This window comes from Mesorhizobium sp. L2C066B000 (assembly GCF_000502335.1).
GTDB lineage: Bacteria > Pseudomonadota > Alphaproteobacteria > Rhizobiales > Rhizobiaceae > Mesorhizobium.
This window is the reverse complement of the sequence record NZ_AYWZ01000001.1, coordinates 1,900,576-1,915,858: the sequence shown is the minus strand read 5'-3', so window position 1 is coordinate 1,915,858 and position 15,283 is coordinate 1,900,576. Positions and strand designations below refer to the sequence as shown.

The 15,283-nt window shown below is 62.0% G+C and carries 10 protein-coding genes and 1 pseudogene; 2 read left to right on the top strand and 9 right to left on the bottom strand.

From position 1 onward, the window contains the following. The 5 genes and pseudogenes from X733_RS0134295 to rpsL all read right to left on the bottom strand — a co-directional run. The coding region (locus tag X733_RS0134295; RefSeq protein WP_031193142.1) for a GTP-binding protein at nucleotides 1-310 on the bottom strand (310 nt) is incomplete at its 3' end. 19 nt (nucleotides 311-329) lie between these two features. Continuing rightward, nucleotides 330-422: pseudogene (locus X733_RS1000000170670) on the bottom strand (GTP-binding protein); the annotation flags it as partial. Nucleotides 423-487: 65 nt separating this feature from the next. Beyond that, nucleotides 488-2,578: an elongation factor G gene (gene fusA / locus X733_RS157105; RefSeq protein WP_023667430.1), complete on the bottom strand. Its 2,091-nt coding sequence runs from the start codon at nucleotides 2,576-2,578 to the stop codon at nucleotides 488-490. A gap of 30 nt (nucleotides 2,579-2,608) precedes the next feature. Further along, nucleotides 2,609-3,079 (bottom strand): 30S ribosomal protein S7, encoded by a 471-nt coding sequence (rpsG, locus tag X733_RS157110; protein WP_008875664.1) that lies wholly within the window; start codon nucleotides 3,077-3,079, stop codon nucleotides 2,609-2,611. A 76-nt stretch (nucleotides 3,080-3,155) separates the two neighbouring features. After that, nucleotides 3,156-3,527: a 30S ribosomal protein S12 gene (gene rpsL, locus X733_RS157115; protein ID WP_006333356.1), complete on the bottom strand. Its 372-nt coding sequence runs from the start codon at nucleotides 3,525-3,527 to the stop codon at nucleotides 3,156-3,158. A 494-nt stretch (nucleotides 3,528-4,021) separates the two neighbouring features. Between rpsL and X733_RS157120 the strand changes: the two genes are divergently transcribed. After that, a complete protein-coding gene (locus X733_RS157120; protein WP_023713029.1) occupies nucleotides 4,022-4,303 on the top strand; it encodes a transcriptional regulator in 282 nt (93 codons plus the stop codon). A gap of 106 nt (nucleotides 4,304-4,409) precedes the next feature. After that, nucleotides 4,410-5,345, top strand: coding sequence for a Gfo/Idh/MocA family oxidoreductase (locus X733_RS157125; RefSeq protein WP_023818205.1), 936 nt, complete (start codon nucleotides 4,410-4,412; stop codon nucleotides 5,343-5,345). A 46-nt stretch (nucleotides 5,346-5,391) separates the two neighbouring features. On the opposite strand, the gene X733_RS157130 is transcribed toward X733_RS157125, so the two are convergent. The 4 genes from X733_RS157130 to rplL all read right to left on the bottom strand — a co-directional run bounded on the left by X733_RS157130 (nucleotide 5,392) and on the right by rplL (nucleotide 15,243). Beyond that, nucleotides 5,392-6,057, bottom strand: coding sequence for an O-methyltransferase (locus X733_RS157130; protein WP_023818204.1), 666 nt, complete (start codon nucleotides 6,055-6,057; stop codon nucleotides 5,392-5,394). 79 nt (nucleotides 6,058-6,136) lie between these two features. Then, the gene (gene rpoC, locus X733_RS157135; protein ID WP_023667434.1) at nucleotides 6,137-10,333 is read right to left on the bottom strand and encodes a DNA-directed RNA polymerase subunit beta'; all 4,197 of its coding nucleotides are present in this window, start codon (nucleotides 10,331-10,333) and stop codon (nucleotides 6,137-6,139) included. Nucleotides 10,334-10,480: 147 nt separating this feature from the next. Continuing rightward, nucleotides 10,481-14,617, bottom strand: coding sequence for a DNA-directed RNA polymerase subunit beta (rpoB, locus tag X733_RS157140; protein WP_023818203.1), 4,137 nt, complete (start codon nucleotides 14,615-14,617; stop codon nucleotides 10,481-10,483). A 248-nt stretch (nucleotides 14,618-14,865) separates the two neighbouring features. Beyond that, nucleotides 14,866-15,243, bottom strand: a complete 378-nt coding sequence (gene rplL / locus X733_RS157145) for a 50S ribosomal protein L7/L12 (protein WP_023667436.1) — start codon at nucleotides 15,241-15,243, stop codon at nucleotides 14,866-14,868. Between the last annotated feature and the right edge of the window lie 40 nt (nucleotides 15,244-15,283).

Genomic DNA, 15,283 nt, shown 5'->3' with positions numbered 1-15,283 from the left:
GGATGTGCTCGCGGGTCTGCGGCATCGGGCCGTCGGCGGCCGACACCACCAGGATCGCGCCGTCCATCTGCGCAGCGCCCGTGATCATGTTCTTCACATAGTCGGCGTGGCCGGGGCAGTCGACATGGGCATAATGGCGCGCTGCCGTCTCGTATTCGACGTGCGCCGTCGAAATGGTGATGCCGCGGGCCTTCTCTTCGGGCGCCGCATCGATCTGGTCGTAGCGCTTGTATTCGCCAAAATACTTCGTGATCGCCGCCGTCAGCGACGTCTTGCCATGATCGACGTGGCCAATCGTGCCAATGTTCACATGAGGCTTGTTACGCTNTCGCCGCCGTCAGCGACGTCTTGCCATGATCGACGTGGCCAATCGTGCCAATGTTCACATGAGGCTTGTTACGCTCGAATTTACCTTTTGCCATGTGATGTCTCCAATCTGCTCGCCCGTACGGGCCTTGAATTAAGTTACCGATGCAACCCGTTCAGGTTACGCGTATTTCTTCTGGACTTCCTGGGCGACCGCGGTCGGCACAGGCTCATAGTGATCGAACTGCATCGTGTAGGCCGCGCGGCCCTGGCTCATCGAGCGCAGGTTGTCGACGTACTTGAACATGTTGGCCAGCGGCACCATCGCGTTGATGACGACAGCCACGCCACGCGCTTCCTGGCCCTGGATCTGGCCGCGACGGCCGTTCAGGTCGCCGATGACGCTGCCGACATAGTCTTCCGGCGTCACGACTTCGACCTTCATGATCGGCTCGAGCAGCTGCACGCCAAGCTTGGGTGCGGCTTCACGGAAACAGGCGCGGCCGGCGATTTCGAAGGCCAGGACGCTGGAGTCAACATCATGGTAAGCGCCGTCGATAAGCGTCGCCTTGACGCCGATCATCGGGAAGCCCGCGAACGGACCCGACGACATGACGCTGTTGATGCCCTTTTCGACACCCGGGATGTATTCCTTGGGAACCGCACCGCCGACGATCTTGGTCTCGAACTCGAACTCCGAGCTTTCCGGGTTCGGTTCGAACACGATCTTGACGCGGGCGAACTGACCGGTACCGCCGGTCTGCTTCTTGTGGGTGTAGTCCTGCTCGTGCCTGCGGGTGATGGTCTCGCGGTAAGCCACCTGCGGCGCGCCGACATTGGCCTCGACCTTGAACTCGCGGCGCATGCGGTCGACGATGATGTCGAGGTGAAGTTCGCCCATGCCCGAAATGATGGTCTGGCCGCTTTCCTCGTCGGTCTTGACGCGGAAGGACGGATCCTCGGCGGCCAGGCGGTGAAGGGCGAGGCCCATCTTTTCCTGGTCGTTCTTGGTCTTCGGCTCGATGGCGATCTGGATGACCGGATCGGGGAATTCCATGCGCTCGAGGATGACCGGGTGCAGCGGATCGCTGAGCGTGTCGCCGGTGGTCGTGTCCTTGAGGCCAGCCAGAGCAACGATGTCGCCGGCAAAGGCTTCTTCGACGTCGGCGCGCGAATTCGCATGCATCTGCAGCATGCGGCCGATGCGCTCTTTCTTGCCCTTGACGGTGTTATCGACCGAGATGCCCTTGGTCAGTTTGCCCGAATAGATGCGGGCAAAGGTCAGCGAACCGACAAACGGGTCGTTCATGATCTTGAAGGCCAGCATCGACAGCGGCTCGTTGTCGTCGGCATGACGCTCGATCTCGGCGTCGGTCTTGGCGTCGACGCCCTTGATGGCGGGAACATCGGCCGGCGACGGCAGGTATTCGACGACGGCGTCGAGCAGCGGCTGCACGCCCTTGTTCTTGAAGGCCGAGCCACAGAACATCGGGTAGAACTTGACCGCGATGGTGCCCTTGCGGATCAGCGCGCGGATCTCGTCATTCGACGGCATCTTGCCTTCGAGGTAATTCTCGAGGGCCGTCTCGTCCATTTCGACGGCGGCTTCGATCATCTTCTCGCGGTATTCTTCGGCCCGGGCCTGAAGGTCGGCAGGGATCTCGACGACGTCCCAGGCAGCGCCCAGCGTCTCGTCGCGCCAGACCAGCGCGTTCATCTCGACGAGATCGACGACACCCTTGAACTCGGTCTCGGCGCCGATCGGCAACTGCATGACGACGGCATGCGCACCAAGACGCGAGCCGATCATCTCGACCGAGCGGTAGAAGTCGGCGCCGATCTTATCCATCTTGTTGCAGAAGATCATGCGCGGAACTTTATACTTGTCGGCCTGGCGCCAGACGGTTTCCGTCTGCGGCTCGACACCGGCATTGGCATCGAGCAGCGCAATGGCGCCGTCGAGCACGCGCAGCGAACGCTCGACTTCGATGGTGAAGTCGACGTGTCCGGGAGTGTCGATGATGTTGAAGCGGTACATCTTGCCGCTGCGACCCTTCCAGAAGGTCGTGGTGGCGGCGGACGTGATGGTGATGCCGCGTTCCTGCTCCTGCTCCATCCAATCCATGGTGGCAGCGCCGTCGTGGACTTCGCCGATCTTGTGCGACTTGCCCGTGTAATAGAGGACGCGCTCGGTGGTCGTCGTCTTGCCGGCGTCAATATGCGCCATGATACCGAAATTGCGGTAGTCTTCGATTTTGTATTCGCGGGCCATCGTGGATGCCTTCTCAGTCTCGTTCGCGCTTTACCAGCGGTAGTGCGCGAAAGCGCGGTTGGCTTCTGCCATCTTGTGGGTGTCTTCACGCTTCTTCACGGCGGTGCCGCGGTTATTGGCCGCGTCCATCAGCTCGCCGGAGAGGCGGTCGACCATGGTGGTCTCGTTGCGGTTGCGCGCAGCTGCAATCAGCCAGCGGATCGCCAGGGCCTGGCGGCGCTCGGGGCGCACATCGACCGGAACCTGGTAGGTAGCGCCGCCGACGCGGCGCGACCGGACTTCCACATGCGGCGCGACATTGTCGAGCGCCTGATGGAAGACGGTGACCGGCTCCTGCTTGGTCTTCGACTGAACCTGGTCGAGCGCACCGTAGACGATGGTCTCGGCAACCGACTTCTTGCCGTCATACATGACGGCGTTCATGAACTTGGTGACGATCAGATCGCCGAACTTCGGGTCCGGATTGATCTCACGCTTTTCTGCACTGTGACGACGCGACATGGCTTTTGTCTCTCAATCTCGTAGCCCGACGCATTCAAGCAGCGCCTGGGCCGGAAAATCTTACTTCGGACGCCCCTTACTTCGGACGCTTGGCGCCGTACTTCGAACGGCGCTGCTTGCGGTTCTTCACGCCCTGCGTGTCGAGCACGCCGCGGATGATGTGGTAGCGCACGCCCGGAAGATCCTTGACGCGGCCGCCGCGGATCATGACCACGGAGTGTTCCTGAAGGTTGTGGCCTTCGCCGGGGATGTAGCCGATCACTTCAAAGCCGTTGGTCAGGCGGATCTTGGCCACCTTGCGCAGTGCCGAGTTCGGCTTCTTCGGCGTCGTTGTATAGACGCGCGTGCAGACGCCCCGCTTCTGCGGGTTCTGCTGCATGGCCGGGACCTTGTTGCGCTTCACCGGCGCAATGCGCGGCTTGCGGATCAGCTGGTTGACGGTAGGCATTAAACCCTCTTGTCTCTCAATTCCGTGTCTCGCCCGGTCAGGGCCGCTCAAAGCGCCAATTCCATACGCAAATTCGGGCCATAAACCGCGCCTCGCGGTCCTGCCCGAACAAAATGCAGAGGAAGCGGGAACCGCTTCATGCGCGCCGGAAATGTCTTTTCGCTCGTAAAACGAACCCTGTTTGAGGCAAACTCCAAAGCGTGTCGCTTCGGAAGGGAGAGCCTCACATCGGTTCTGACTGGGCGGCTTCTACTCGCAAGACCGTGAACCGTCAACCCCGGCGCGCCAAATATTGCGCGCTGACCACGGCTTGGCAGCCATGCGAAAAACGCATGTAATTTTCTTTCTTCATTTTGCAAGGCAAAGGAAGAAAGTGACCGGGCAGACAAGAAAGTGACCGGCTTTTGGCTGTCATGCGCGGGTTCTTCATGGCAAAAGGCGCCATGGACAGCCCAAAACCCCTCGCCCGCCCCCGTCTCAAGAGGAATCAGCCCGTGAACGACAATGAGGAGCGCCCGGTCACCATCATCACCGGCCGCGTCTGGAAAAAGAAGGGCGGCAAGCCGGAAGGCGTGCATGTGATGCTGGTTGCGCCCGACGACGATTCGGCCGTGCGCCGGGCGCTCGAATCGCTCGCTGCCGAAGGCTATGCCGAAGCTGAGCTCGACCAGATCGGCGATATGGAGGGCGTACCCGACGAGGAGCCGCATCTGTCGGCCTTCCAGGGCGCGCTCGAAGGCGAAGTGTCGATCGTTACGTTCGAGGTTCCGCTCTGAGCGTCGCCGGCTGCTTGCGCCTGTCACCGCGCCGGCTTGCCCGGCACCGGTTCTCTGCTAAGAACCAAGCGACTTAACAAGCCAAATTCGAATCCGCGGAGTCCCCATGCCCTCGAACAATGGTCCCATCAAGCTCGGCATCGTCGGCGTCGGCAAGATCGTGCGCGACCAGCATCTGCCGGCAGTGGCCAAGGATGCGGACTACCGCCTCATCGCCGCCGCCAGCCGGCACGGCAAGGTGGACGGCATCCCGAATTTTCCGACCATTGAGGCGATGCTCGACGCGGTGCCCGACCTCGAGGCCGTCTCGCTGTGCATGCCGCCGCAGTTCCGCTACGACGCGGCACGCACCGCGCTGATGGCGAAGAAGCATGTTTTCCTGGAGAAGCCGCCGGGCGCCACGGTCAGTGAGGTCGAGGACCTGAAGCAGCTGGCGGCAGCCAATGGCGTTTCACTGTTCGCCAGCTGGCATTCGCGCTACGCGCCGGCAGTGGAGGCCGCGCGCGCCTTCCTAGCGTCGGCCAAGGTCAACTCGGCTGCCATCGCCTGGAAGGAAGATGTCCGCCGCTGGCATCCGAACCAGGATTGGATCTGGGCGCCCGGCGGTTTCGGCGTCTTCGATCCCGGCATCAACGCACTGTCGATCGCAACCCACATCCTGCCGGCGATGTTCATCACCTCGGCCGTCCTCGACTTTCCGGAAAACCGCGCCTCGCCGGTGGCGGCCCACGTGACCTTCCGCACCTCCGACGGATTGCCGGTGACCATGGAGCTCGACTGGCTGCAGACTGGACCACAGAGCTGGGACATCCTGGCCGACACCTACAAGGGCAAGATGGTGTTGTCGGGCGGCGGCACCAGGCTCGCCATCGACGGAAAGGTGGTTCACGACGAGCCGGAAGCCGAATATCCCCAGCTTTACCGGCGCTTCGCTGAAATCGTACGCGCCGGCGTCTCCGATGTCGATTTGGCACCCCTGCAGCACGTGGCCGACGCCTTCATGCTCGGCAAGCGCAATGTGGTGGAAGCGTTCTTCGATTGAGCGGTGAGTTCTGCCGGACCGCAGTCTGGACACTCGCCATGCAGCCTTACTCGACGATCGCAATCGCAAACCCGTCATAGCCTTTGGCGCCGACGGTCTGGATGGCGGTGCCGTCCAGGCGCTTGTCGCCGCCGATGAAGGAAAACGCACCGCGTGCGCCTTCGACATAGGCATCACGGCCATCGTCGTTGAGCACGGTGCCGTCGCGGATGACGTTGTCGCAGATGATGACCGTCCCCGGCCGCGACAGGCGCATGGCCCATGACAGATAATTCGGGTTGTTCGGCTTGTCCGCGTCGATGAAGATCAGATCGAACGGACCGGCATTTTCGGCAGCCAGCGTCTCAAGCGACTGAAGCGCGGGGCCGATCCTGAGTTCGACCTTGTCCGACACCCCTGCCCGCTCAAGATTCGAGTGCGCGACTTTTGCATGATGCGGCTCGAGTTCGAGCGTCACGATCTTGCCGCCGACGGGCAATCCCCTTGCCATCCAGATGGTCGAGTAGCCGCCGAGCGTGCCGATCTCCAGCACCTTCCTGGCGCCGCTGATGCGGACCAGCAGCGACAGCAGCTTGCCCTGCGCCGGCGATACGTCGATGGCCGGCAGGCCCTGGTCGCGGTTGGCCGCAAGCACCGCGTCAAGGACGGGATCCGCCTCGAAGAGAGAGGAAACGATGTAGTCGTCGACGTCAGTCCAAACCTTCTTGCTCATGTTTTCCTCGATTCGATTAGGGGTCAAAACGCGAAAAGGGGCCACTGGGGCCCCCTTCCTTCTTCTCGTCCTACCGCGCTTACTGCGCGGCGTTGACCATGTCGGTCAGCATCGGCTCGGCGACCTCGACACCGGAGGCCTTGCGGCGCTCGTCGATGATCAGTTCGTCGCGCGAGGTGGCGATGCGCCGGATCTGGCTCATCGTGCCGCCGGTACCGGCCGGGATCAGCCGGCCGACGATGACGTTTTCCTTCAGGCCCTGCAGCATGTCGGTCTTGCCGGCAACCGCAGCTTCGGTCAGCACCCTGGTCGTCTCCTGGAAGGAGGCGGCCGAGATGAAGGACGGCGTCTGCAGCGAGGCCTTGGTTATGCCCAGCAGCACCGGCTGGCCTTCGGCCGGCTTCTTGCCGTCCTCGACCAGGCGCTCGTTGACCTCTTCCAGTTCGATCACGTCGACGTGGTCGCCCGGAATGTAGGTCGAGTCGCCCTGCACCGTGATCTCGACCTTCTGCAGCATCTGGCGAACGATCACCTCGATATGCTTGTCGTTGATCGACACGCCCTGCAGACGGTAGACTTCCTGGATTTCGTTCACGAGGTAGGAAGCAAGTGCTTCCACACCCTTGATCGCCAGGATGTCGTGCGGCGCCGGATTGCCGTCGAGGATGTAGTCGCCCTTCTCGATGACGTCGCCGTCCTGGAGATGGAACGGCTTGCCCTTCGGGATCAGGTATTCGACCGGCTCAAGCGTCGAGTCATGCGGCTCGATGATGATGCGGCGCTTGTTCTTGTAGTCGCGGCCGAAGCGGATCGTGCCATCGATCTCTGCGATGATGGCGTGATCCTTCGGACGACGTGCCTCGAACAGTTCGGCAACACGCGGCAGACCACCGGTGATATCCTTGGTCTTGGCGCTTTCCATCGGGATACGCGCCAAAACGTCGCCGGGACGAACCTGCGAACCCGGCTCGACCGAAAGAATGGCCTCGACCGAGAGCAGGAAGCGGGCGTCGCCGCCCTTCGACAGCTTGCCGACCTTGCCCTTGGGGTCAAGGATCGCGATCGCCGGCTTGAGGTCGTTGCCGCGTGGCGTCGAGCGCCAGTCGATGACCTCGCGCTTGGTGATGCCGGTCGATTCGTCGGCCGTTTCCTGAACGGAAATGCCGTCGACCAGATCCTCGTACGACACCTTGCCCTCGATTTCGGTGAGGACGGGGCGGGTATAGGGATCCCATTCGGCGATACGCTGGCCGCGCTTCACCTTGTCGCCATCGTCCACGAAGATGCGCGAACCATAGGTAAGGCGATGCGAGGCACGCTCCTTGCCGGCTTCGTCGAGGATCAGCACCGCCATGTTGCGGCCCATGACCATCTGCTGGCCGTCCGAGTTGCGCACCACGTTGCGGTTGCGGATCTCGACCTTGCCCTCATACGAGGCTTCAAGGAACGAGCTGTCCACCACCTGCGCCGTACCGCCCATGTGGAAGGTACGCATGGTGAGCTGGGTGCCCGGCTCGCCGATCGACTGCGCCGCGATGACGCCGACGGCTTCGCCCTGGTTGACCGGGGTGCCGCGGGCAAGATCGCGTCCGTAGCAGACCGCACAGACGCCGATCCTGACCTCGCAGGTCAGTGCCGAGCGAATGCGGACCGACTGCACGCCGGCCTTTTCGATCTTTTCCACGTCACGTTCGTCCATCAGCGTTCCGGCCTTGACCAGAACCTCACCCGAAACCGGATGCGTGATGTCGTCGAGCGAGGTGCGGCCCAGCACGCGCTGACCGACCGAAGCAACGACCTGACCGGCATCGACGATCGGCTGCATGGTGAGGCCCTTGTCGGTGCCGCAATCCACGGAGTTGACGATGCAGTCCTGCGCCACGTCGACCAGACGACGGGTGAGGTAACCCGAGTTCGCCGTCTTCAAGGCGGTGTCGGCCAGACCCTTGCGGGCGCCGTGGGTCGAGTTGAAGTACTCGAGCACGGTCAGGCCTTCCTTGAAGTTCGAGATGATCGGCGTCTCGATGATTTCACCCGAGGGCTTTGCCATCAGGCCGCGCATGCCAGCGAGCTGACGCATCTGGGTGGGCGAACCACGCGCACCCGAATGCGACATCATGTAGATCGAGTTCATCGGCTTTTGACGGCCACTGTCCTCGAACTCGACGGCCTTGATGCGGGCCATCATCTCGTCGGCGACCTTCTCCGAGCACTTGGCCCAGGCGTCGACGACCTTGTTGTACTTCTCGCCCTGAGTGATCAGGCCGTCATTGTACTGCTGCTCGTATTCCTTGGCCAAAGCCTCGGTGTCGGAAACCAGCTTGATCTTGGCGTCCGGGATCAGCATGTCGTCCTTGCCGAACGAAATGCCGGCGCGGCAGGCGTGGCTGAAGCCGAGGGCCATGATGCGGTCGCAGAAAATGACCGTCTCCTTCTGACCGCAGTGGCGGTAGACGGTGTCGATCATCTTGGAGATGTTCTTCTTGGTCATCTCCTGGTTGGCGGTCTCGTAAGGCACGTTGACGTTCTTCGGCAGCAGCTCGCCGATGATCATGCGGCCAGGCGTGGTGTCGTAGATTTTCGACACGACCTTGCCTTCGGCGTCGACCGTGCGGAAACGACCCTTGATCTTGGAGTGCAGCGTCACCGCCTTGGTCTCGAGCGCATGCTGGAGTTCGCCCATGTCGGCAAACACCATGCCTTCGCCCGGCTCGTTCTGATTGACGATCGAGAGATAGTAGAGACCCAGGACCATGTCCTGCGAAGGCACGATGATCGGCGCGCCGGAAGCCGGGTGCAGGATGTTGTTGGTCGACATCATCAGCACGCGGGCTTCAAGCTGCGCTTCCAACGACAGCGGCACGTGAACGGCCATCTGGTCGCCGTCGAAGTCGGCGTTGAAGGCCGTGCAGACCAACGGATGCAGCTGGATCGCCTTGCCTTCGATCAGGATCGGCTCGAACGCCTGGATGCCGAGGCGGTGCAGCGTCGGTGCACGGTTCAAGAGCACCGGATGCTCGCGGATGACCTCGTCGAGGATATCCCAGACTTCCGGACGCTCCTTCTCGACCAGCTTCTTGGCCTGCTTGACGGTCGAGGAGAACCCCTTGGCGTCGAGGCGGGCGTAGATGAACGGCTTGAACAGTTCGAGCGCCATCTTCTTCGGCAGGCCGCACTGGTGCAGCTTGAGCTCCGGACCGGTGACGATGACCGAACGGCCCGAATAGTCGACGCGCTTGCCGAGCAGATTCTGGCGGAACCGGCCCTGCTTGCCCTTCAACATGTCGGACAGCGACTTCAGCGGACGCTTGTTGGCGCCGGTGATGACGCGGCCGCGACGGCCGTTGTCGAACAGCGCATCGACGGCTTCCTGCAGCATGCGCTTTTCATTGCGCACGATGATGCCGGGGGCGCGCAGCTCGATCAGCCGCTTCAGACGGTTGTTGCGGTTGATGACGCGGCGATAGAGATCGTTCAGGTCGGACGTCGCGAAACGTCCACCATCCAGAGGAACCAGCGGGCGCAGGTCCGGTGGGATCACCGGAACCACCTTCATGATCATCCATTCCGGACGGTTGCCGGACTCCATGAAGTTCTCGACGACCTTGAGCCGCTTCAGATACTTCTTCTGCTTCAGCTCGGACGTGGTCGAAGCCAGTTCCGAACGCAGATCGCCGGCGATCTTCTCCAGGTCCATGCCGGCCAGAAGGTCATGAATGGCCTCGGCGCCGATCATGGCGGTGAACGAATCCTCGCCATACTCGTCGACGGCGATCATGTACTCTTCCTCGCTGAGCAGCTGGTGCTCCTTCAGCGCGGTTAGGCCAGGCTCGGTGACGATGTAGTTCTCGAAGTAGAGGACGCGCTCGATGTCCTTCAGGGTCATGTCGAGCAGCGTGCCGATGCGCGACGGCAGCGACTTCAGGAACCAGATGTGAGCGACAGGTGCCGCCAGCTCGATGTGGCCCATGCGCTCGCGGCGAACGCGCGACAGCGTGACTTCGACGCCGCACTTTTCGCAGATGACGCCCTTGTACTTCATGCGCTTGTACTTGCCGCACAGGCATTCATAGTCCTTGATCGGGCCAAAAATGCGCGCGCAGAACAGACCGTCACGCTCCGGCTTGAAGGTGCGGTAGTTGATGGTCTCCGGCTTCTTGATCTCGCCGAACGACCAGGACAGAATCTTCTCAGGGCTGGCGAGCGATATCCGGATGGAATCGAACACCTGCGCCGGCGCCTGCGGATTGAAGAGATTCATGACCTCTTGGTTCATGCCGTTCTCCTTTTCGGGGTCCTCGAAAACCCCTTGCATCTAACGCGGGCCAAATGCCCGCTGAGTGGTCGGCCCACTGGCCGTAGAATTTGTTGCATCCGGTCGCGGCGTTCCGCGACCGGATGTCTTGCTTACTCGGCCGCGCCCCTATTCGGCAGCATCTGGCAGCCGGACAGGGTTGTCGTCGAGCTTGGTGTTCTCCAGCTCGACATTGAGGCCGAGAGACCGCATTTCCTTGACGAGCACGTTGAAGCTCTCGGGAATGCCGGCCTCGAACGTGTCGTCGCCGCGCACGATCGCCTCGTAGACCTTGGTGCGGCCGGCGACATCGTCCGACTTCACCGTCAGCATTTCCTGCAGCGTGTAGGCGGCGCCATAGGCTTCCAGCGCCCAGACCTCCATTTCGCCGAAGCGCTGGCCACCGAACTGCGCCTTGCCGCCCAGCGGCTGCTGGGTAACGAGCGAGTACGGACCGATCGAACGCGCGTGGATCTTGTCGTCCACCAGGTGGTGAAGCTTGAGCATATAGATATAGCCCATCGTCACCTTGCGATCGAACGGCTCGCCGGTGCGTCCGTCATAGAGCTGCGACTGACCGCTGGTGTGCAGGCCCGCCTGCTCCAGCATGATGTTGATGTCGACTTCATGCGCGCCGTCGAACACCGGTGTCGCGATAGAGACGCCGCGGCGCATCTGCTCGCTGAGGCGAACGATGCTCTCGTCGTCATATTCGCGGACCGGCTCGTTGCGATCGTTGGCCGGGATGAAGCTCTCGAGCGTCTTGCGCAACGGCTTAATGTCTCCAGCCGTCTTGTACGCGTCGATCAGCTCGCCGATCTTCCTGCCCATGCCCGCGCATGCCCAGCCCAGATGCGTTTCCAGGATCTGGCCGACATTCATGCGGCTCGGCACACCCAGTGGGTTGAGCACGATATCGGCATGCGTGCCGTCCTCGAGGAAAGGCATGTCCTCGATCGGAACGATCCGCGACACGACACCCTTGTTGCCGTGACGTCCCGCCATCTTGTCGCCCGGCTGCATCTTGCGCTTCACGGCCACGAAGACCTTGACCATCTTCATGACGCCCGGAGGCATTTCGTCGCCGCGCTGGACCTTCTCGACCTTGTCCATGAAGCGCTGCTCGAGCGCCTTCTTGGAATCGTCGTACTGGCCACGCAGGGCTTCCAGTTCGCTCTGGAGCTTTTCGTTCTCCACCGCAAACTGCCACCACTGCGAACGCGGATACTCGTCAAGCGTGTCCTTCGACAGCTTCGAGCCCTTCTTGAAGCCCTTCGGCCCGGCAATCGCTTCCTTGCCGACGAGAACGTCGGAAAGGCGCGAATAGACGTTGCGGTCGAGGATCGCCTGCTCGTCGTCGCGGTCCTTGGCGAGGCGTTCGATCTCCTCGCGTTCGATCGCCATGGCGCGCTCGTCCTTCTCGACGCCGTGGCGGTTGAACACGCGCACTTCGACGACGGTGCCGAAGGTGCCCGGAGGCATGCGCATCGAGGTGTCGCGAACGTCCGACGCCTTTTCACCGAAGATGGCGCGCAGGAGCTTTTCTTCCGGCGTCATCGGGCTTTCGCCCTTCGGCGTGATCTTGCCGACCAGGATGTCGCCCGGCTGCACTTCCGCGCCGATATAGACGATGCCGGCTTCGTCGAGGTTCTTCAGCGCTTCTTCCGACACATTCGGAATGTCGCGCGTGATTTCCTCCGGTCCAAGCTTGGTGTCGCGGGCCATGACCTCGAACTCCTCGATGTGGATCGAGGTGAAGACGTCGTCGGCCACGATGCGCTCGGAGAGCAGGATCGAGTCCTCGTAGTTGTAGCCGTTCCACGGCATGAACGCGACCAGCACGTTGCGGCCGAGCGCCAAATCGCCGAGCTCGGTCGACGGACCGTCGGCGATGATGTCGCCTTTGTTGACGCGGTCGCCCATGCGCACCAGCGGACGCTGGTTGATGCAGGTGTTCTGGTTCGAACGCTGGAACTTCATCAGCCGGTAGATGTCGACGCCCGACTTGCCGGGATCGAGATCTTCCGTGGCGCGGATGACGATACGCGTCGCGTCCACCTGGTCGACGATGCCGCCGCGGCGGGCGCCGATGGCGGCACCCGAGTCACGGGCAACGATCGGCTCCATGCCGGTGCCTACGAACGGCGCTTCGGCGCGCACCAGCGGCACGGCCTGACGCTGCATGTTGGAGCCCATCAGCGCGCGGTTGGCGTCGTCGTTCTCGAGGAACGGGATCAGCGCCGCGGCCACGGACACCATCTGCTTGGGCGACACGTCCATGAGATCGACGTTTTCGCGCGGCGCCATCATCACTTCGCCGGCGCTGCGGCAAATGACGAATTCGTCGACGAAACCACCATTCTTGTCGAGCTCGGCATTGGCCTGCGCGACGTGGTGCTTGGACTCTTCCATAGCGGAGAGATAGACGACCTCATTGGTCAGCTTGCCATTGACGATCTTGCGGTACGGGCTTTCGATGAAGCCGTACTTGTTGACGCGCGCGAAGGTCGCCAGCGAGTTGATCAGACCGATGTTCGGGCCTTCCGGCGTCTCGATCGGGCAGATGCGGCCGTAATGCGTCGGGTGCACGTCGCGCACTTCGAAGCCGGCGCGCTCGCGGGTCAGACCGCCCGGGCCAAGTGCCGACAGGCGGCGCTTGTGGGTGATCTCCGACAGCGGGTTGGTCTGATCCATGAACTGCGACAGCTGCGAGGAACCGAAGAACTCGCGCACGGCGGCAGCCGCCGGCTTGGCGTTGATCAGGTCCTGCGGCATCACCGTATCGATCTCGATCGAGGACATACGTTCCTTGATCGCGCGCTCCATGCGCAGCAGGCCGACGCGGTATTGGTTCTCCATCAGCTCGCCGACAGAACGCACGCGGCGGTTGCCGAGATTGTCGATGTCGTCGATCTCGCCCTTGCCGTCGCGCAGTTCGACCAGCGTCTTGACCACGGCCAGGATGTCATCCTTGCGCAGCACGCGCACGGTATCCTCAGCCTTGAGCTCGAGGCGCATGTTCATCTTGACGCGGCCGACGGCCGACAGGTCGTAGCGCTCCGAGTCGAAGAACAGCGAGTTGAACATGGCTTCGGCGGTTTCAAGCGTCGGCGGCTCGCCCGGGCGCATGACACGGTAGATGTCGAACAGTGCGTCCTGGCGGCTCTCGTTCTTGTCGACGTTGAGCGTATTGCGGATGTAGGCGCCGACATTGACGTGGTCGATGTCGAGAACCTTGATCTCGCTTTCGCCCGTGCCGAGCAGCACCTTCAGCGTCTTTTCATCGATCTCGTCGCCGGCTTCGAGGAAAATCTCGCCGGTGCCGTAGTTGACGATGTCCTCGGCCAGGTAATTGCCGAGCAGATCCTCGTCGGTCGCCTTGATCGCCTTCAGACCCTTTTCGCCAAGCGCCCTTGCCTGGCGGGCGGTGATCTTCTTGCCGGCCTCGACGACAACTTCGCCGGTGTCGGCATCGACGAGGTCGCCAACGGCCTTCAAGCCGCGGAAACGCTCGACGTTGAACGGGATGCGCCAGTGGTCGCCGGCGCGCTTGTAGGTGATCTTGTTGTAGAAGGTCGACAGGATTTCTTCGCCGTCCATGCCGAGCGCCATCAAGAGCGACGTCACCGGAATCTTGCGGCGGCGGTCGATGCGGGCGTGCACGACGTCCTTGGAATCGAACTCGATGTCGAGCCACGAACCGCGATAGGGAATGACGCGCGCCGCAAACAAAAGCTTGCCCGAGGAGTGCGACTTGCCCTTGTCATGGTCGAAGAAGACGCCCGGCGAACGGTGCATCTGCGAGACGATGACGCGCTCCGTGCCATTGACGATGAAGGTGCCGTTGAGCGTCATGAGCGGCATGTCGCCCATATAGACGTCCTGCTCCTTGATGTCCTTGATCGACTTTGCGCCGGTATCCTCGTCGATATCGAACACGATGAGGCGCAGCGTCACCTTGAGTGGCGCGGCATAGGTCAGGTCGCGCTGACGGCATTCGTCAACGTCGAATTTCGGTCCTTCGAACTCGTACTTCACGAACTCCAGCATCGAGGAGCCGGAGAAATCGGAGATCGGGAAAACTGACTTGAAAACGGCCTGCAGTCCCTCGTCCGGACGCCCACCCTTGGGCTCCGCCACCATCAGGAACTGGTCATAGGATGCTTTTTGAACCTCGATAAGGTTCGGCATCTCCGCAACTTCCGGAATCTTTCCGAAGAACTTGCGTACGCGTCTGCGGCCATTGAAAGTCTGGGTCTGGGCCATCGTCGCTCCTTAGCTATAAACTCGGGGCGAGCCTCGCCGCGGCTCACCTTGCATGCGCGGCCACCTCGGCGGCGGCCCCTGATCTGTTTCCCGCCGCCTGGCGGCGACGGCTAAAACGGGAGAAAACCCGTTTCCTGAAGGCCGGTTTCGGCCCTCAGGAAAGAGGTTCTCGTACATCTCGCGCTACGCATCCTCCCCTCTGATGAAGGGAGTGGCGGACGGCGCGAGGCCGCCCGCCGCTTTTACGCTTACTTCAGGTCGACCTTGGCGCCGGCTGCTTCCAGCTGGGCCTTGAACTTCTCAGCGTCAGCCTTGGAAACGGCTTCCTTGACCGGCTTCGGAGCTGCTTCGACCAGATCCTTGGCTTCCTTGAGGCCCAGGCCGGTGATGGCGCGGACTTCCTTGATGACGTTGATCTTCTGAGCGCCTGCCTCAGTGAGGACGACGTCGAATTCCGTCTTTTCCTCAGCCGGAGCAGCAGCAGCGGCAGCGCCGCCGGCAGCGGCAACCGCCACCGGAGCAGCAGCCGAAACGCCCCACTTTTCTTCCAGAAGCTTCGACAGCTCGGCCGCCTCGAGGACGGTCAGCTTCGAAAGGTCGTCTACGATCTTTGCCAGATCAGCCATTGTTGTATTCCTTCATCAGGTTCGAACGTGTGTTTGTGAT

What these genes read in the sequence shown, in the direction of transcription:
- fusA (WP_023667430.1), bottom strand. Translation starts at nt 2,578, where the DNA reads ATGGCCCGCGAATACAAAATCGAAGACTACCGCAATTTCGGTATCATG.
- rpsG (WP_008875664.1), bottom strand. Translation starts at nt 3,079, where the DNA reads ATGTCGCGTCGTCACAGTGCAGAAAAGCGTGAGATCAATCCGGACCCG.
- rpsL (WP_006333356.1), bottom strand. Translation starts at nt 3,527, where the DNA reads ATGCCTACCGTCAACCAGCTGATCCGCAAGCCGCGCATTGCGCCGGTG.
- X733_RS157125 (WP_023818205.1), top strand. Translation starts at nt 4,410, where the DNA reads ATGCCCTCGAACAATGGTCCCATCAAGCTCGGCATCGTCGGCGTCGGC.
- X733_RS157130 (WP_023818204.1), bottom strand. Translation starts at nt 6,057, where the DNA reads ATGAGCAAGAAGGTTTGGACTGACGTCGACGACTACATCGTTTCCTCT.
- rpoC (WP_023667434.1), bottom strand. Translation starts at nt 10,333, where the DNA reads ATGAACCAAGAGGTCATGAATCTCTTCAATCCGCAGGCGCCGGCGCAG.
- rpoB (WP_023818203.1), bottom strand. Translation starts at nt 14,617, where the DNA reads ATGGCCCAGACCCAGACTTTCAATGGCCGCAGACGCGTACGCAAGTTC.
- rplL (WP_023667436.1), bottom strand. Translation starts at nt 15,243, where the DNA reads ATGGCTGATCTGGCAAAGATCGTAGACGACCTTTCGAAGCTGACCGTC.